This is a genomic window from Xylanibacter ruminicola (assembly GCF_900107775.1).
Taxonomy (GTDB): domain Bacteria; phylum Bacteroidota; class Bacteroidia; order Bacteroidales; family Bacteroidaceae; genus Prevotella; species Prevotella ruminicola_C.
Genome location: NZ_FNRF01000005.1, coordinates 154436 through 171906, shown reverse-complemented (window position 1 = coordinate 171906; position 17471 = coordinate 154436). Strand labels below are relative to the sequence as shown.

The window sequence follows — 17471 nt, the reverse complement described above, 5'->3', positions numbered from 1 at the left end:
AATCCGACAAGAGGCTCAAAGAGAATCGGAGGATAGGCGAAAGTCAATTATCCTCGGACTCAAAATGAAAGAAGGAAATAGGGAGTTGGTCCTCCTTCGCTCTCCAGAGCGTAAATGACATGGGTGTTTTCCAGAGTGGCCAAATGGGGCAGACTGTAAATCTGCTGTCTTTCGACTTCGGTGGTTCGAATCCATCAGCACCCACTTCAAGAGATGTTTGCGGAAATAGCTCAGTTGATAGAGCACTAGCCTTCCAAGCTGGGGGTCGCGGGTTTGAGCCCCGTTTTCCGCTCAAAGAACATGCTGTAATAGCTCAGTGGTAGAGCACTTCCTTGGTAAGGAAGAGGTCCTGAGTTCAACTCTCAGTTACAGCTCTCTTGCGATTAGAAGGAGGAAACTGAAAATTCGTAATAATTAACAAAATTAATAACAAGTAAAATGGCAAAAGAGAATTTTGTGCGCACCAAACCGCACGTAAACATCGGTACTATCGGTCACGTTGACCACGGTAAGACAACTCTGACAGCTGCTATCACAACTGTGCTGGCAAAGGCTGGTCTCTCTGAGGTTAAGTCATTCGATCAGATTGACAACGCTCCCGAGGAGAAGGAGCGTGGTATCACTATTAACACCGCTCACGTTGAGTACGAGACTGCTACTCGTCACTACGCTCACGTTGACTGCCCAGGACACGCTGACTATGTAAAGAACATGGTAACTGGTGCTGCTCAGATGGACGGTGCTATTCTTGTTGTAGCTGCTACTGACGGTCCTATGCCTCAGACTCGTGAGCACGTTCTGCTCGCTCGTCAGGTAAACGTTCCCCGTCTGGTTGTATTCCTGAACAAGTGCGATATGGTTGAGGATGAGGAGATGCTGGAGCTCGTTGAGATGGAGGTTCAGGAGATTCTCGCTCAGTACGAGTTCGAGGAGGATACTCCTATCATTCGTGGTTCTGCCCTTGGTGCACTGAACGGTGTTGCTAAGTGGGAGGAGAAGGTAATGGAGCTCATGAACACTTGTGATACATGGATCCAGGAGCCTCCTCGTGCAACTGACAAGCCATTCTTGATGCCTGTAGAGGACGTATTCTCAATCACAGGTCGTGGTACAGTTGCTACTGGTCGTATCGAGACTGGTGTTATCCACGTAGGTGATGAGGTTGAGCTGCTCGGTCTTGGTGAGGACAAGAAGTCAGTTGTAACTGGCGTTGAGATGTTCCGTAAGATTCTTGACGAGGGTCAGGCTGGTGATAACGTAGGTCTGCTGCTCCGCGGTATCGATAAGAACGAGATCAAGCGTGGTATGGTACTCTGCCACCCAGGTCAGATCAAGCCATTCAAGAAGTTCAAGGCTTCTATCTACGTTCTGAAGAAGGAAGAGGGTGGTCGTCACACTCCATTCGGAAACAAGTATCGTCCTCAGTTCTATCTCCGCACAATGGACTGCACAGGTGAGATTTCACTGCCCGCAGGTGTTGAGATGGTAATGCCTGGTGATAACGTAGAGATCACTGTTGAGCTTATCTACGCTGTAGCTCTGAACCCAGGTCTGCGCTTCGCTATCCGTGAGGGTGGTCGCACAGTAGGTTCTGGTCAGATCACAGAGGTTTACGAGGACTAATCCTCAGTAAGCTCTAGATAATCTAGAATTTTCTAGTAAACACTAGATAATCCAAGCCCCCGTTTTTAATGGGCGGGGGCTTACTTACGGGAATAGCTCAGTTGGTAGAGCATCGGTCTCCAAAACCGAGGGTCGTGGGTTCGAGTCCTCCTTCCCGTGCTAAATAAGAAATAATATGTTTAAGAAGTTTATCGATTATTGCAAAGCTTGTTACGACGAGTTGGCACATAAGACAACTTGGCCTTCTCGCAAAGAGTTGACTCATAGTGCAGTAGTGGTGCTTTCAGCATCGCTAATTATTGCATTGGTAGTATGGGCCATGGACTTTGTGTTCAAGTCGGTAATGAGTATGGTTTATCCCGGTTAATAAACGTTGTTTGAGAGATGGCTCAGTCAGGAATGAAATGGTACGTACTTCGCGCTGTTAGCGGTAAAGAGGCCAAGGTAAAGGAATACCTTGAGGCCTTGATGAAGCGTGACTCTTTCCTCCAAGCAAACGTTGGTCAGGTGTTACTGCCTACCGAGAAATATGCTCAGCTGCGTAATGGTAAGCGTGTGGTTAAGGAGAAGCTGTTCTTGCCAGGTTATGTGTTGGTAGAGGCCAACCTCCAGGGTGAGATGGCTCACACACTGCGCTTTATGCCTAATGTGTTAGGCTTCTTGGGTGGTTTGGATAATCCAACCCCTGTAAAGCAGAGTGATATTAACAGAATCCTTGGTACTGCCGAGGAGACGGAGATAAAGAGTGAAGAGATTGGTGTACCTTATGCTGTGGATGAAGCAGTTAAGGTAACAGATGGACCTTTCAGCGGATTCAGCGGAATTATCGAAGAGGTGAATGCCGAGAAACACAAGCTGAAAGTTATGGTTAAGATTTTCGGTCGCAAGACTCCTCTGGAGCTTGGATATAATCAGGTAGAAAAGGAATAGGGTGAATGTTACGGTTCGCCTGTTCTCTATATCGGTAGAGGGAGGCTTCCACTCCTGATGCTTATATAACAAAATTCAATTAATAACAAACAGAAATGGCTAAAGAAGTTGCTGGATTAATCAAATTACAGATTAAAGGTGGCGCTGCGAATCCCTCACCTCCAGTAGGACCTGCACTGGGTTCTAAGGGAATTAACATTATGGGATTCTGCAAAGAGTTCAACGCCAGAACCCAGGATAAGGCAGGAAAGATTATTCCTGTTGTTATCACCTACTACACTGACAAGTCATTCTCTTTCGAGCTGAAGACTCCTCCCGCAGCTGTACAGCTGAAGGAAGCTGCTAAGCTGAAGAGCGGTAGTGCTGAGCCAAACCGTAAGAAGGTAGCCAAGGTTACTTGGGATCAGGTTCGCGTTATCGCCGAGGATAAGCTGAAGGACTTGAACTGCTTTACCGTAGAGTCGGCTATGAAGCTGATCGCTGGTACAGCGCGTAGTATGGGTATCACTGTAGAAGGGGAGTTCCCTGGTAAATAATTAATAACTTCAATTAGAGACAATGAGTAAACTGACAAAAAATCAAAAGTTGGTCGCTGATAAGGTTGAAGCAGGGAAAGCATACTCTTTGAAGGAAGCCGCCGCACTGGTGAAGGAAATTACCACCACTAAGTTCGACGCTTCAGTTGATATCGATGTACGCTTGGGCGTTGATCCACGTAAGGCTAACCAGATGGTTCGTGGCGTTGTATCGCTGCCAAACGGAACTGGTAAGGTTACACGTGTGCTCGCTCTCTGTACTCCTGATCAGGAGGCTGCTGCTAAGGAAGCAGGTGCCGACTACGTTGGTCTTGACGAGTATATCGAGAAGATCAAGGGTGGTTGGACAGACGTTGATGTAATCATCACAATGCCTTCTTGCATGGGTAAGCTCGGTCCTTTGGGCCGTGTGCTCGGTCCCCGCGGACTGATGCCAAACCCCAAGAGTGGTACTGTTACTATGGATGTTGCTAAGGCAGTTAAGGAAGTTAAGCAGGGTAAGATTGACTTTAAGGTTGATAAGGCAGGTATTGTGCATACATCAATCGGTAAGATCAACTTCAGCGCAGATCAGATCTTTGAGAATGCTAAGGAGTTCATCTCTACCATTATCAAGCTGAAGCCCGCCGCTGCTAAGGGTACATACATTAAGAGTATCTTCCTCTCAAGCACTATGAGCATGGGTATCAAGGTAGATCCTAAATCAGTTGAATAACTCGTTAAAAGATTAGACAAATGAAAAAGGAAGTAAAAGATACTATCATCGTAGAACTTGGAGAGAAGCTGAAGGCATATCCTCATTTCTATCTTGTTGACCTTGCCGGTCTCGATGCCGCTAAGACAAGCGAGCTCCGTGAGAAGTGCTTCAAGAATGAGATTAAGTTGCTGATGGTGAAGAACACTCTTCTCCAGAAGGCATTTGAGGCTTCAGAAATTGATTTCACTCCACTTTATGAGTGCTTGAAGGGTAACACAGCTGTTATGTTCGCACAGACAGCTAACGTTCCTGCTAAGCTGATCAAGGAGTACAAGAAGGAAGGTATCCCCGCCCTGAAGGGTGCATATGCTGAGGAGAGCTTCTTCGTAGGTGCTGACAAGCTTGATGAGCTCGTAGCAATCAAGAGCAAGAACGAACTGATCGCCGAGGTTGTAGCTCTGCTGCAGTCTCCAATCAAGAATGTTGTTTCTGGCTTGAACGCTGGTGGCAAGGTTCACGGTCTGCTTGACGCTATCGCTGAGCGTAACAAATAAGCGAAATAAGTAACATTCAAATTAAAAACAATTAAAATTTTAAATAAAATGGCAGATATTAAAGCTATTGCAGAAGAGTTGGTAAACCTTACTGTAAAAGAAGTTAATGAGTTGGCAACTGTCCTGAAGGACGAGTATGGAATTGAGCCCGCCGCTGCAGCTGTTGCTGTTGCCGCTGGTCCTGCTGCAGCTGGTGCTGCTGATGCAGCTGAGGAGAAGACTTCATTCGACGTAGTTCTGAAGTCAGCCGGTGCTGCTAAGCTGCAGGTTGTAAAGGCCGTTAAGGAGGCTTGTGGTCTTGGTCTGAAAGAGGCTAAGGATCTCGTAGACGGTGCTCCTGCTACCGTTAAGGAGGGTCTGAGCAAGGAAGAGGCTGAGAACCTGAAGAAGACCATCGAGGCCGCTGGTGCCGAGGTTGAGCTGAAGTAATCAGTTACATACAAATAGCAATCGGTTAGGGACTCCCCAGTCGGGGGTTCCTAGCCTTTTTATTTAAATTATAATTTATGGCTTCAAAAATAATAGATAACAGAGTAAACTTTGGCAGCGTCAAAAATCCGATGCCATTCCCGGATTTCCTTGATGTGCAATTAAAGTCGTTCAAAGACTTCCTGCAGTTGGATACTCCGCCTGAGGAACGCAAGAATGACGGCTTGTATAAGGTGTTCGCTGAGAACTTCCCTATCACCGACACACGTAATAATTTCGTTCTTGAGTTCTTGGATTACTATATCGACCCACCTCGTTACAGCATCGATGAGTGCTTGGAGCGTGGTTTGACTTATAGCGTGCCCCTGAAGGCTAAGCTGAAACTGTATTGTACTGATCCGGATCATGAGGATTTCGGAACTGTGATTCAGGATGTATTCCTGGGTCCTATCCCTTACATGACCGCCAATGGTACATTCGTTATCAATGGAGCCGAGCGCGTAGTCGTTTCACAGTTGCACCGTTCACCTGGCGTATTCTTCGGCCAGAGCGTACACGCTAACGGTACCCTGCTGTATTCGGCTCGTGTTATCCCATTCAAGGGTTCATGGATCGAGTTTGCTACCGACATTAACAATGTCATGTACGCATACATCGACCGTAAGAAGAAGTTGCCCGTAACAACTCTGCTGCGTGCTATCGGTTTCGAGGCCGATAAGGACATCCTGCAGATCTTCAACCTGGCCGAGGAGGTTAAGGTTAACAAGAAGAGCCTGAAGGCTGTGGTTGGCTGCAAGCTTGCTGCCCGCGTACTGAAGAGCTGGAACGAGGACTTCGTTGATGAGGATACTGGTGAGGTTGTATCAATCGAGCGTAACCAGATGATTATGGAGCGTGAGACTGAGATTACCGAGGAGAACATGATGGATATCCTTGAGAGTGGCGCACAGACTATCCTGGTGCACAAGGACGCATCTGTTGCTTCGGATTACAGCATCATCTTCAACACACTGGCCAAAGACCCATCTAACTCTGAGAAGGAAGCTGTGCTCTACATCTATCGTCAGTTGCGTAATGCCGATCCTGCCGATGATGCCAGCGCACGTGAGGTTATCCAGAACCTGTTCTTCTCTGACAAGCGTTACGATCTGGGTGATGTTGGTCGTTACCGTATCAACAAGAAGCTTGGTTTGAACACCGATATGGATGTTCGCGTTCTGACCAAGGAAGATATTATCGAGATTATCAAGTATCTGATTCAGTTGGTTAACTCTAAGGCTACTGTCGACGATATCGACCACCTGTCGAACCGTCGCGTACGTACCGTAGGCGAGCAGCTGGCTAATCAGTTCTCTATAGGTCTGGCTCGTATGAGCCGTACCATCCGTGAGCGCATGAACGTTCGCGATAACGAGGTGTTCACACCAACCGATCTGATCAACGCCAAGACTATCTCTAGCGTTATCAACTCGTTCTTCGGTACCAACCCTCTGTCGCAGTTCATGGACCAGACCAACCCTCTGGCCGAGGTTACTCACAAGCGTCGTCTCTCAGCCCTGGGTCCTGGTGGTCTGAGCCGTGAGCGTGCCGGATTCGAGGTTCGTGACGTACACTATACACACTATGGTCGTCTGTGTCCTATCGAGAGCCCTGAGGGACCAAACATCGGTCTGATCTCATCTCTCTGTGTATATGCTAAGATCAACGAGCTCGGATTCATCCAGACTCCTTACCGTAAGGTAGAGAATGGTGTTGCCGACCTGAGCGACAATGGTATCGTTTACCTCACCGCTGAGGAGGAGGCTGAGCACATCATCGGTCAGGGTAACGCACCTCTGAACGACGATGGTACATTTATCCGCTCGGTTGTTAAGTGTCGTCAGGATGCCGACTTCCCTGTAGTTCCACCTACAGACGTTGACCTGATGGATGTATCACCACAGCAGATTGCCTCTATCGCTGCATCTCTGATTCCATTCCTGGAGCACGACGATGCTCACCGTGCGCTGATGGGATCTAACATGATGCGCCAGGCCGTACCTCTGTTGCACAACGAGGCACCTATCGTAGGTACCGGTATCGAGAAGCAGGTATGTGAGGATTCACGTACCATGGTTACTGCCGAGGGTGATGGTGTTATCGAGTACGTTGATGCTACAACCATCCGTATTCTGTACGATCGCACCGAGGACGAGGAGTTCGTAAGCTTCGAGCCCGCCCTGAAGGAGTACCGTATCGCTAAGTTCCGTCGTACCAACCAGAATATGACCATCGACCTGCGTCCTATCTGTGAGAAGGGACAGCGCGTAAAGGCCGGTGATATCCTGACTGAGGGTTACGCTACCGAGGACGGTGAGCTGGCTCTGGGCCGCAACCTGCTGGTAGCCTACATGCCTTGGAAGGGATACAACTATGAGGATGCTATCGTGCTTAACGAGCGCATTGTTCGCGACGACGTACTTACCTCTGTACACGTTGATGAGTACTCACTCGATGTACGTGAGACCAAGCGTGGTGTTGAGGAGTTCACAGCTGATATTCCTAACGTAAGCGAGGAAGCTACCAAGGATCTGGACGACAATGGTGTTATCCGTGTTGGTGCCCGTGTTGAGCCAGGCGATATCATGATTGGTAAGATTTCACCTAAGGGTGAGAGCGATCCTTCGCCTGAGGAGAAGCTGCTCCGTGCCATCTTCGGTGATAAGGCTGGTGATGTGAAGGATTCTTCACTCAAGGCTAACCCATCACTGAGTGGTGTCGTTATTGATAAGAAGATGTTCCAGCGTGCCATCAAGGACCGTAAGTCTAAGCAGCAGGATAAGCTCGTGCTTGCTAAGATCGACGAGGAGTACGAGGCAAAGGTTGAAGACCTGAAGGATATCCTGATCGACAAGCTCATGGAGCTCACTAAGGGTAAGACCTCACAGGGTGTTAAGGACTACACCGGTGCCGAGATCATCACCAAGGGTAGCAAGTTCACTGCTACAGCCCTGCGCAACCTTGAGTATGGCGACGTACAGATTAGCAACTGGACAACAGATGAGCATAAGAACGAGCTGATTGCCAAGCTGATTATCAACTTCATGAAGAAGTATAAGCTGCTTGATGCTGAGATGAAGCGTAAGAAGTTCGCTATTACCATCGGTGATGAGCTGCCAAACGGCATCCTGCAGATGGCTAAGGTTTACATTGCCAAGAAGCGTAAGATCGGCGTAGGTGATAAGCTGGCCGGACGTCACGGTAATAAGGGTATCGTATCTAAGATCGTACGTCAGGAGGATATGCCATTCCTCGAGGATGGTCGTCCAGTCGACCTGGTACTGAACCCTCTGGGTGTGCCTTCTCGAATGAACCTTGGTCAGATTTTCGAGGCTATCCTCGGTGCTGCCGGTAAGAAGCTCGGTGTTAAGTTCGCTACTCCTATCTTCGACGGTGCTAAGCTCGAAGACCTTGCTGAGTGGACTGACAAGGCAGGTCTGCCACGCCTGTGCTCTACCCACCTGTATGATGGTGAGACCGGTGAGCGTTTCGACCAGCCTGCTACAGTAGGTATCACCTACTTCCTTAAGCTCGGTCATATGGTTGAGGATAAGATGCACGCCCGTTCAATCGGTCCGTACAGCTTGATTACTCAGCAGCCTCTTGGTGGTAAGGCCCAGTTCGGTGGTCAGCGATTCGGAGAGATGGAGGTTTGGGCCCTCGAGGCCTTCGGCGCCAGCCATGTTCTTCAGGAGATCCTGACAATCAAGTCGGATGATACCGTAGGTCGCTCTAAGGCTTACGAGGCTATCGTTAAGGGCGAGCCAATGCCTACACCAGGTATCCCCGAGTCTCTCAATGTGCTGCTGCACGAGTTGCGTGGTCTTGGTTTGAGTATTACCCTCGACTAAGTGAGTTAAGTATTAAGAGTTAAGAATTAAGAGAAAGATAATATATATGGCTTTCAAGAAGGATTCAAAAATAAAGAATAATTTTACGAAGATTACCATCGGACTTGCTTCTCCTGAAGAGATTCTGGAGAGCAGCTTCGGTGAGGTTACCAAGCCAGAGACCATCAACTATCGTACCTATAAGCCTGAGCGCGATGGTTTGTTCTGCGAGCGCATCTTCGGTCCTACCAAGGATTACGAGTGTGCCTGCGGTAAGTACAAGCGCATCCGTTATAAGGGTATTGTCTGCGACCGTTGTGGTGTAGAGGTAACAGAGAAGAAGGTTCGTCGTGAGCGTTCTGGTCACATCGAGCTCGTTGTGCCCGTAGCACACATCTGGTACTTCCGTAGTCTTCCTAATAAGATAGGTTACCTGCTGGGTCTGCCCACCAAGAAGCTCGATGCAGTTATCTACTACGAGCGCTACGTGGTTATCCAGCCAGGTGTAATGGCAGGCCGTAAGGATGCCGAGGGTAACGATGCCCTGGGTTCTAACAAGTTCGACCTGCTCTCAGAGGATGAGTACTCAGAGATTGTAGAGAATCAGCTTTCACCCGATAACGAGTATCTCGACGATAGCGATCCTAACAAGTTCATCGCAAAGATGGGTGCCGAGGCTATCTACGACCTCCTGACACGTATCGACCTCGACTCACTGTCGTACGAACTGCGCGACCGTGCTAACAGCGACTCTTCAGTTCAGCGTAAGAACGAGGCTCTGAAGCGTCTGCAGGTAGTAGAGGCTTTCCGTACATCAGTTGAGAAGGGCATCAATCGCCCCGAGTGGATGATCATGAAGATTATCCCTGTTACTCCTCCTGAGCTTCGTCCTCTGGTACCACTGGATGGTGGACGTTTCGCTACATCTGACTTGAACGACCTCTATCGTCGTGTCATCATCCGTAACAACCGTCTGAAGCGTCTGATGGAGATTAAGGCTCCTGAGGTGATTCTCCGAAACGAGAAGCGTATGCTGCAGGAGGCTGTGGATTCACTCTTCGACAACAGCCGTAAGTCGTCTGCTGTTAAGAGCGATAGCAACCGTCCTCTGAAGTCACTCTCTGACTCACTGAAAGGTAAGCAGGGACGTTTCCGTCAGAACTTGCTGGGTAAGCGTGTTGACTATTCAGCCCGTTCGGTTATCGTTGTAGGTCCTGAGCTGAAGATGGGTGAGTGCGGTCTGCCAAAGCTGATGGCTGCCGAGCTGTATAAGCCATTCATCATCCGTAAACTCATCGAGCGCGGTATCGTGAAGACTGTTAAGAGCGCTAAGAAGATTGTTGACCGTCGTGAGCCAGTTATCTGGGATATCCTTGAGAACGTGATGAAGGGTCACCCTGTACTCCTGAACCGTGCACCAACACTGCACCGTCTGGGTATCCAGGCCTTCCAGCCAAAGATGATCGAGGGTAAGGCTATCCAGCTGCACCCACTGGCATGTACTGCGTTCAACGCCGACTTCGACGGTGACCAGATGGCTGTACACCTCCCATTGAGTAACGAGGCTATCCTCGAGGCTCAGCTGCTCATGCTGCAGAGCCATAACATTCTGAACCCTGCCAACGGTGCACCTATCACCGTGCCTTCACAGGATATGGTACTTGGTTTGTACTACATTACCAAGATCCGTCCAGGTGCTAAGGGTGAGGGACTTACCTTCTATGGTCCTGAAGAGGCTATCATCGCACACAACGAGGGTAAGTGCGAACTGCACGCCCAGGTTAAGGTTATCGTTGATGATATCGTCGACGGTCAGCCTGTTCGCCACATGGTAGAGACTTCAGTAGGTCGTGTAATCGTAAACGGCATCATTCCAAAGGAGGTTGGTTACGTTAATAAGATTATTTCTAAGAAGAGTCTGCGCGACATTATCGGTGCTGTAATTAAGAATGTAGGTTTCGCCGAGGCTTGTGAGTTCCTTGATGGAATCAAGAACCTGGGTTACCGCATGGCTTACGTGGCCGGTCTGTCGTTCAACCTCGATGATATCATTATTCCTAAGGAGAAGGCTGAGCTGATTGCCAAGGGTAATGAGGAGGTACAGCAGATTACCGACAACTATAACATGGGATTCATCACCGACAACGAGCGTTATAATCAGGTTATTGATACCTGGACCCACGTCAACAACGATATCGGTAACATCCTGCTGAAGCAGATGACCGAGGCCGACCAGGGATTCAACGCTGTATTCATGATGCTTGACTCAGGTGCCCGTGGTAGTAAGGACCAGATTAAGCAGCTTTCAGGTATCCGTGGTCTGATGGCTAAGCCTCAGAAGGCCGGTGCCGAGGGTCACCAGATTATTGAAAACCCAATCCTTTCTAACTTTAAGGAGGGTATGTCGGTGCTCGAGTACTTTATCTCTACTCACGGTGCTCGTAAGGGTCTGGCTGATACCGCTATGAAAACAGCCGACGCTGGTTACCTGACACGTCGATTGGTTGACGTATCGCACGATGTGATCATTACCGAGGAGGACTGCGGTACCCTGCGTGGTTTGCAGTGCACAGCCCTGAAGAGCGGCGACGAGATTATCTCAAGCCTGTCAGAGCGTATCTTAGGTCGTGTATCTGTTCACGATGTGATCAATCCTAAGACCGGTGAGGTGATTGTAGCCGCTGGTGAGGAGATCACCGAGTCAGTAGCCGAGGCTATCGAGGCATCTGATATCGAGATGGTCGAGATCCGTTCAGTGCTCACTTGTGAGTCGAAGAAGGGTGTCTGCATGAAGTGTTACGGACGTAACCTCGCTACCCGTCGTATGGTACAGAAGGGTGAGGCTGTTGGTGTGATTGCCGCTCAGGCTATCGGTGAGCCAGGTACACAGCTTACTCTGCGTACGTTCCACGCCGGTGGTGTGGCTGCCAACGCCGCAGCAAATGCAAGCATCGTATCTAAATATGATCGCGCTATGATCGAGTTTGAAGAGGTTCGTACCGTTCCATTCGATGAGGATGGCCGCGAGTGTCAGATGGTTGTAAGCCGTTTGGGTGAGATGCGTTTCGTTGATCCTAACACCAAGATCGTTCTCTCTACCGTTAACGTACCTTACGGTTCGTCACTCTACTTTGGTCACGGCGACGAGGTTGCCAAGGGCGACAAGATTGCTCAGTGGGACCCATTCAACGCCGTTATCGTTACCGAGTACGCTGGTACCCTGAAGTTCAACGATGTGATCGAGGGTGTTACCTTCCGTGCCGAGACCGACGAAACCACTGGTCTGACTGAAAAGATTGTTACCGAGTCGCGCGACCGTACTAAGGTTCCTACCTGTGATGTAATCGGTGCCGATGGCGAGGTAATCGGAACATATAGCTTCCCTGTAGGTGGACACGTTGTTGTTGAGGATGGCCAGACAGTTGCAACTGGTGAAACCCTCGTTAAGATTCCACGTGCTGCTGCCAAGGGTGGTGATATCACCGGAGGTCTGCCCCGTGTAACCGAGCTGTTCGAGGCTCGTAACCCATCTAACCCTGCTGTTGTATCCGAGATCGATGGTGAGGTAACCATGGGTAAGGTAAAGCGTGGTAACCGTGAGATTATCGTAACCTCTAAGACTGGTGAGCAGCGTCGTTATCTCGTATCGCTGTCGAAGCAGATCCTGGTACAGGAGCACGATGCCGTACGTGCTGGTACACCACTCTCTGATGGTGTTATCACTCCAGGCGACATCCTGGCCATTAAGGGTCCCACCGCTGTACAGGAGTACATCGTGAACGAGGTTCAGGACGTATACCGTCTGCAGGGTGTAAAGATTAACGATAAGCACTTCGAGATCATCGTTCGTCAGATGATGCGTAAGGTACAGATCAACGAACCTGGTGATACCTCGTTCCTCGAGCAGGAGATTGTCGACAAGCTCGACTTCGCTGAGGAGAACGATCGTATCTGGGGTAAGAAGGTTGTTACCGATGCCGGTGACTCCGAGAACCTGCAGAAGGGTCAGATTGTTACCGCCCGCAAGCTGCGCGACGAGAACTCTATGCTGAAGCGTCGTGACCTCCGTCTGGTACAGGTTCGTGATGCAGTGCCCGCTACATCTACTCAGATTCTGCAGGGTATCACACGTGCCGCTCTTCAGACCAAGTCGTTCATGTCGGCTGCATCGTTCCAGGAGACAACCAAGGTACTTAACGAGGCTGCTATCCGTGGTAAGGTAGATCACCTGGTAGGTATGAAGGAGAACGTTATCTGCGGACACCTGATTCCTGCTGGTACCGGTCTGCGTGAGTTCGAGAAGATTATCGTTGGTTCAAAGGAGGAGTATGAGCGCATTCAGGCTAACCGCAAGAACGTTCTCGACTTCGCTGATGAGACTATTCTCGAGGAGAAATAAGGCTATCTTTGATTAGCAAAATATGTTATGAGTGCTGCACGTATGTGCGGCACTCTTTTTTATTCATTTTGGGTATAATCTACTATTAATTAATTCAAAAAACGTTATTTCTTGTTAAATCGAAGGTTTAAACTTGCATTTTCTCCATATAAGTTAGGTGGAATCGGAAAATAGTTGTACCTTTGCAGCCCGAAACGCCCCTATTAAGCGAGATAGGGTGTGTAAAGCGCTGATTATAAATAAAATAACATATATATAAATTAAAAATTAAAGTATTATGCCTACAATTTCACAATTGGTAAGAAAAGGCAGAAAGGTAATTGTTGACAAGTCAAAGTCACCTGCTTTGGACAACTGTCCTCAGCGTCGTGGTGTCTGCGTACGTGTTTACACAACAACACCTAAGAAGCCTAATTCGGCTATGCGTAAGGTAGCCCGTGTTCGTCTGACAAATCAGAAGGAAGTTAACTCTTACATCCCTGGAGAGGGACACAACCTGCAGGAGCACTCAATCGTGCTTGTTCGCGGTGGTCGTGTAAAGGACCTGCCAGGTGTACGTTACCACATCGTTCGCGGTACTCTTGATACTGCTGGTGTAGCTAACCGTACACAGCGCCGTTCTAAGTATGGTGCTAAGCGTCCAAAGGCTAAGAAGTAAAATGACCGGAGATGGTCAGTCAGGCCAAAAAGAAACAAAAAATTTAATCCGTTTTGCTGGAGATAATGTTATAAAGGTTGAGTAAATGTCCGAGCGAAGTGACGTTGAAGAACAAGTAAGAACAGCCCTCAAGCAGAATTTTAATTCAAAAACAAAATGAGAAAAGCAAAACCAAAGAAGCGTGTGATCCTGCCAGATCCCGTATTCAACGATCAGAAGGTGTCTAAGTTTGTAAACCACCTGATGTTTGATGGTAAGAAGACCAAGTCTTATGAGATCTTCTACAATGCACTGGAGACAGTGAAGAGCAAAATGAACAACGAGGAGAAGTCTGCCCTGGAGATCTGGAAGCAGGCTCTCGACAACATTACCCCACAGGTTGAGGTAAAGAGTCGCCGTATCGGTGGTGCTACTTTCCAGGTACCTACTGAGATCCGTCCCGACCGTAAGGAGAGTATCTCAATGAAGAACATGATTCAGTTCGCTCGTAAGCGTTCTGGTAAGTCAATGGCCGATAAGCTGGCTGCTGAGATCATGGACGCCTTCAACAATCAGGGTGGTGCCTTCAAGCGTAAGGAGGATATGCATCGCATGGCCGAGGCTAACCGCGCATTTGCTCACTTCCGTTTCTAATAAATAAGGTAAGAAGTTAAAAGGATACAAAACAATGGCAAACCGCGATTTACATTTAACAAGAAATATCGGTATTATGGCTCACATCGATGCCGGTAAGACAACCACTTCTGAGCGTATCCTGTTCTACACAGGTAAGACTCATAAGATTGGTGAGGTACACGATGGAGCTGCTACCATGGACTGGATGGCTCAGGAGCAGGAGCGTGGTATTACTATCACATCTGCTGCTACTACCTGTAACTGGACATGGAATGGTAAGAACTTCAAGATCAACTTGATCGATACTCCGGGACACGTTGACTTTACCGCTGAGGTAGAGCGTTCACTCCGTGTATTGGATGGTGCTGTTGCTACTTACTCTGCTGCCGACGGTGTTCAGCCTCAGTCAGAGACTGTATGGCGCCAGGCCGACAAGTACAACGTACCTCGTATCGGTTACGTTAATAAGATGGACCGTTCAGGTGCTGACTTCTTCGAGACTGTTCAGCAGATGAAGGACATCCTGGGTGCTAACCCTGTTGTTATCCAGGTGCCCATCGGTGCTGAGGAGAACTTCAAGGGTCTGGTTGACCTGATCAAGATGAAGGCTATCCTGTGGCACGATGAGACCATGGGTGCTGAGTACGATGTTGAGGATATCCCCGCCGACCTGGAGGCTGAGTGCGACGAGTGGCGTAACAAGCTGCTTGAGGCTGCTGCTGAGTACGACGAGGCTCTGATGGAGAAGTACTTCGACGATCCTAACTCAATCACTGAGGACGAGATCATCGCTGCTATCCGTAAGGGTACTATCTCAATGCAGTGTACTCCTATGCTGCTCGGTTCTTCTTATAAGAACAAGGGTGTGCAGCCTCTGCTCGACTACGTATGTGCATTCCTGCCCGCACCTGTTGACGTAGAGGTTATTAAGGGTACCAACCCTGATACCGATGAGGAAGAGGATCGTAAGCCTTCTGAGGACGAGCCTACATCGGCTCTGGCCTTTAAGATTGCTACCGACCCATACATGGGTCGTCTGGTATTCTTCCGCGTTTACTCTGGTAAGATCACTGCCGGATCATACGTTTACAACCCACGTTCGGGTAAGAAGGAGCGTATCAGCCGTCTGTTCCAGATGAACTCAAACAAGGAAATTCCAATGGAGAGCATCGACGCTGGTGATATCGGCGCAGGTGTAGGTTTCAAGGATATCCGTACTGGTGATACCCTCTGCGCTGAGGATGCACCTATCGTACTGGAGTCAATGAGCTTCCCCGATACTGTAATCTCTATCGCAGTTGAGCCTAAGTCTCAGGCCGACGTTGCTAAGCTCGATAACGGTCTTGCTAAGCTGGCCGAAGAGGACCCAACATTCACCGTACGTACCGACGAGCAGAGTGGTCAGACCATTATCTCTGGTATGGGTGAGCTTCACCTCGATATCATTATCGACCGTCTGAAGCGTGAGTTCAAGGTTGAGTGTAACCAGGGTAAGCCTCAGGTTAACTACAAGGAGGCCATCACCAAGACTGTTAACCTCCGTGAGGTTTACAAGAAGCAGTCGGGTGGTCGCGGTAAGTTCGCTGATATCATCGTAAACGTTGGTCCTGTTGACGACGATTGGGATATCGCTAAGGACGGCGGTCTGCAGTTTGTTAACGAGGTTAAGGGTGGTAACATTCCTAAGGAGTTCATCCCATCTATCCAGAAGGGATTCGAGAACGCTATGAAGAATGGTATCCTCGGTGGTTACCCAATGGATTCACTGAAGGTTACTGTACTCGACGGTTCGTTCCACCCCGTTGACTCTGACCAGCTCTCATTCGAGATCGCTGCTCTGCAGGCATACAAGAACGCATGCGCTCAGGCTAAGCCCGTACTGATGGAGCCTATCATGAAGCTCGAGGTTGTAACACCTGAGGAGAACATGGGTGACGTTATCGGTGACCTGAACAAGCGTCGTGGCCAGGTAGAGGGTATGGAAGAGGCTCGTAGCGGTGCCCGTGTTGTTAAGGCTCAGGTGCCCCTGTCAGAGATGTTCGGTTATGTAACCGCTCTGCGTACCATCACTTCAGGTCGTGCTACCAGCTCAATGGAGTACGATCACCACGCTCCTCTGTCAAGCTCTATCGCTAAGGCAGTTCTGGAGGAGGTTAAGGGCCGTGCCGACCTCGTATAAAGATAACAAATGGGTGCTGCTGAGCAAATGACTCTTTAGCAGCACCCCCTTTTAAATAACAATTAAACAATTAAAACGACAATGAGTCAGAAAATTCGTATCAAGCTGAAGAGCTACGACCACAAACTCGTAGACAAGTCAGCCGAGAAGATTGTGAAGGCTGTTAAGGCCACAGGTGCTATCATCAGCGGTCCTATCCCCCTTCCTACACACAAGCGTATCTACACCGTTAACCGCTCTACCTTCGTTAACAAGAAGGCTCGTGAGCAGTTCCAGCTCTCAGACTACAAGCGTCTGATCGACATCTACAGCTCAACTGCTAAGACTGTTGACGCTCTGATGAAGCTCGAGCTCCCCAGCGGTGTTGAGGTTGAGATCAAGGTATAGTTTTATCTTTATCTGATTATAAAGCAGCGTATCCCCAAGGATGCGCTGTTTTTTTTGTTTTGATAGCCTGAATAATCGTTAAAACCAAACTTAACTAATTAATTTAGTTTAAAAACTATATCTTTTAGTTGTATATAACGAAAACTTTTAGTTACTTTGCATTCGGATATTGATTACAACGCGCAATTTGATTTTCGAACTTAAAGCAAACTGTAGTAAAATGAAAAAGTTAACAAACAAGGAAAAGGAGATCATGGATTTGTATTGGCAGCACGGTCCGATGTTCGTTAAGGAGCTCTTGGAGTACTACGACGAGCCGCGCCCGCACTTCAATACGCTATCTACGATGGTACGCATTCTGGAGAAGGAAGGCTATCTTGATCATAAGCAGTTTGGTAATACCTATCAGTACTACCCCCTCATCACCGAGGCGGAGTGCGGTCGTAAATCCATTGCCGGTGTTATCAAGAACTACTTCAATAACTCCTACCTCTCAGCAGTATCTGCTTTCGTTAAGGAAGAGAAGATTTCTGTTGAAGAACTCCGGGAGCTTCTCGATCAGATAGAAAAGAACCAATAGTCGAAATCGTAAATA

At 48.6% G+C, this 17471-nt stretch carries 14 protein-coding genes and 4 tRNA genes; all 18 read left to right on the top strand.

Annotated features, from left to right (window positions below; genetic code table 11):
- Positions 1–121: 121 nt before the first annotated feature.
- The 18 genes from BLU97_RS12980 to BLU97_RS12895 all read left to right on the top strand — a co-directional run bounded on the left by BLU97_RS12980 (position 122) and on the right by BLU97_RS12895 (position 17456).
- Positions 122–204: transfer RNA gene (locus BLU97_RS12980), tRNA-Tyr, on the top strand.
- A 15-nt stretch (positions 205–219) separates the two neighbouring features.
- Positions 220–292: transfer RNA gene (locus BLU97_RS12975), tRNA-Gly, on the top strand.
- A gap of 10 nt (positions 293–302) precedes the next feature.
- A tRNA-Thr gene (locus BLU97_RS12970) sits at positions 303–374 on the top strand.
- 64 nt (positions 375–438) lie between these two features.
- Positions 439–1623, top strand: coding sequence for an elongation factor Tu (gene tuf, locus BLU97_RS12965; RefSeq protein ID WP_028906902.1), 1185 nt, complete (start codon positions 439–441; stop codon positions 1621–1623).
- Between the two features lie 86 nt (positions 1624–1709).
- Positions 1710–1782, top strand: a tRNA-Trp gene (locus BLU97_RS12960).
- A 16-nt stretch (positions 1783–1798) separates the two neighbouring features.
- Entirely contained in the window at positions 1799–1990 is a 192-nt protein-coding gene (gene secE / locus BLU97_RS12955; protein WP_013063860.1) for a preprotein translocase subunit SecE, read from the top strand.
- Positions 1991–2007: 17 nt separating this feature from the next.
- Positions 2008–2553, top strand: a complete 546-nt coding sequence (gene nusG / locus BLU97_RS12950) for a transcription termination/antitermination protein NusG (RefSeq protein WP_013064805.1) — start codon at positions 2008–2010, stop codon at positions 2551–2553.
- Positions 2554–2648: 95 nt separating this feature from the next.
- The gene (gene rplK / locus BLU97_RS12945) at positions 2649–3089 is read left to right on the top strand and encodes a 50S ribosomal protein L11 (protein ID WP_013064963.1); all 441 of its coding nucleotides are present in this window, start codon (positions 2649–2651) and stop codon (positions 3087–3089) included.
- A 22-nt stretch (positions 3090–3111) separates the two neighbouring features.
- A complete protein-coding gene (gene rplA, locus BLU97_RS12940) occupies positions 3112–3804 on the top strand; it encodes a 50S ribosomal protein L1 (RefSeq protein WP_074761928.1) in 693 nt (230 codons plus the stop codon).
- Between the two features lie 20 nt (positions 3805–3824).
- Positions 3825–4340: a 50S ribosomal protein L10 gene (gene rplJ, locus BLU97_RS12935; protein WP_074761927.1), complete on the top strand. Its 516-nt coding sequence runs from the start codon at positions 3825–3827 to the stop codon at positions 4338–4340.
- Positions 4341–4388: 48 nt separating this feature from the next.
- Positions 4389–4769 (top strand): 50S ribosomal protein L7/L12, encoded by a 381-nt coding sequence (rplL, locus tag BLU97_RS12930; protein WP_013063286.1) that lies wholly within the window; start codon positions 4389–4391, stop codon positions 4767–4769.
- Positions 4770–4846: 77 nt separating this feature from the next.
- Complete coding sequence (gene rpoB / locus BLU97_RS12925) at positions 4847–8659, top strand: DNA-directed RNA polymerase subunit beta (protein WP_074761926.1); 3813 nt, start codon at positions 4847–4849, stop codon at positions 8657–8659.
- Positions 8660–8705: 46 nt separating this feature from the next.
- The gene (gene rpoC, locus BLU97_RS12920; protein ID WP_074761925.1) at positions 8706–13037 is read left to right on the top strand and encodes a DNA-directed RNA polymerase subunit beta'; all 4332 of its coding nucleotides are present in this window, start codon (positions 8706–8708) and stop codon (positions 13035–13037) included.
- Between the two features lie 277 nt (positions 13038–13314).
- Complete coding sequence (gene rpsL / locus BLU97_RS12915; RefSeq protein WP_013063973.1) at positions 13315–13695, top strand: 30S ribosomal protein S12; 381 nt, start codon at positions 13315–13317, stop codon at positions 13693–13695.
- Positions 13696–13851: 156 nt separating this feature from the next.
- Positions 13852–14328 carry a 30S ribosomal protein S7 gene (gene rpsG / locus BLU97_RS12910; protein WP_013063135.1) on the top strand — a complete coding sequence of 159 codons (477 nt, stop codon included), beginning with the start codon at positions 13852–13854 and terminating at the stop codon, positions 14326–14328.
- Positions 14329–14362: 34 nt separating this feature from the next.
- Entirely contained in the window at positions 14363–16489 is a 2127-nt protein-coding gene (gene fusA, locus BLU97_RS12905) for an elongation factor G (RefSeq protein ID WP_074761924.1), read from the top strand.
- Positions 16490–16570: 81 nt separating this feature from the next.
- Positions 16571–16876: a 30S ribosomal protein S10 gene (gene rpsJ, locus BLU97_RS12900; protein WP_013064715.1), complete on the top strand. Its 306-nt coding sequence runs from the start codon at positions 16571–16573 to the stop codon at positions 16874–16876.
- A gap of 220 nt (positions 16877–17096) precedes the next feature.
- Entirely contained in the window at positions 17097–17456 is a 360-nt protein-coding gene (locus BLU97_RS12895; protein WP_074762074.1) for a BlaI/MecI/CopY family transcriptional regulator, read from the top strand.
- Positions 17457–17471: the final 15 nt, after the last annotated feature.

Bases quoted from the DNA above. Each gene is read 5' to 3' on its own strand.
- tuf (WP_028906902.1), top strand. From the start codon at position 439: ATGGCAAAAGAGAATTTTGTGCGCACCAAACCGCACGTAAACATCGGT.
- secE (WP_013063860.1), top strand. From the start codon at position 1,799: ATGTTTAAGAAGTTTATCGATTATTGCAAAGCTTGTTACGACGAGTTG.
- nusG (WP_013064805.1), top strand. From the start codon at position 2,008: ATGGCTCAGTCAGGAATGAAATGGTACGTACTTCGCGCTGTTAGCGGT.
- rplK (WP_013064963.1), top strand. From the start codon at position 2,649: ATGGCTAAAGAAGTTGCTGGATTAATCAAATTACAGATTAAAGGTGGC.
- rplA (WP_074761928.1), top strand. From the start codon at position 3,112: ATGAGTAAACTGACAAAAAATCAAAAGTTGGTCGCTGATAAGGTTGAA.
- rplJ (WP_074761927.1), top strand. From the start codon at position 3,825: ATGAAAAAGGAAGTAAAAGATACTATCATCGTAGAACTTGGAGAGAAG.
- rplL (WP_013063286.1), top strand. From the start codon at position 4,389: ATGGCAGATATTAAAGCTATTGCAGAAGAGTTGGTAAACCTTACTGTA.
- rpoB (WP_074761926.1), top strand. From the start codon at position 4,847: ATGGCTTCAAAAATAATAGATAACAGAGTAAACTTTGGCAGCGTCAAA.
- rpoC (WP_074761925.1), top strand. From the start codon at position 8,706: ATGGCTTTCAAGAAGGATTCAAAAATAAAGAATAATTTTACGAAGATT.
- rpsL (WP_013063973.1), top strand. From the start codon at position 13,315: ATGCCTACAATTTCACAATTGGTAAGAAAAGGCAGAAAGGTAATTGTT.
- rpsG (WP_013063135.1), top strand. From the start codon at position 13,852: ATGAGAAAAGCAAAACCAAAGAAGCGTGTGATCCTGCCAGATCCCGTA.
- fusA (WP_074761924.1), top strand. From the start codon at position 14,363: ATGGCAAACCGCGATTTACATTTAACAAGAAATATCGGTATTATGGCT.
- rpsJ (WP_013064715.1), top strand. From the start codon at position 16,571: ATGAGTCAGAAAATTCGTATCAAGCTGAAGAGCTACGACCACAAACTC.
- BLU97_RS12895 (WP_074762074.1), top strand. From the start codon at position 17,097: ATGAAAAAGTTAACAAACAAGGAAAAGGAGATCATGGATTTGTATTGG.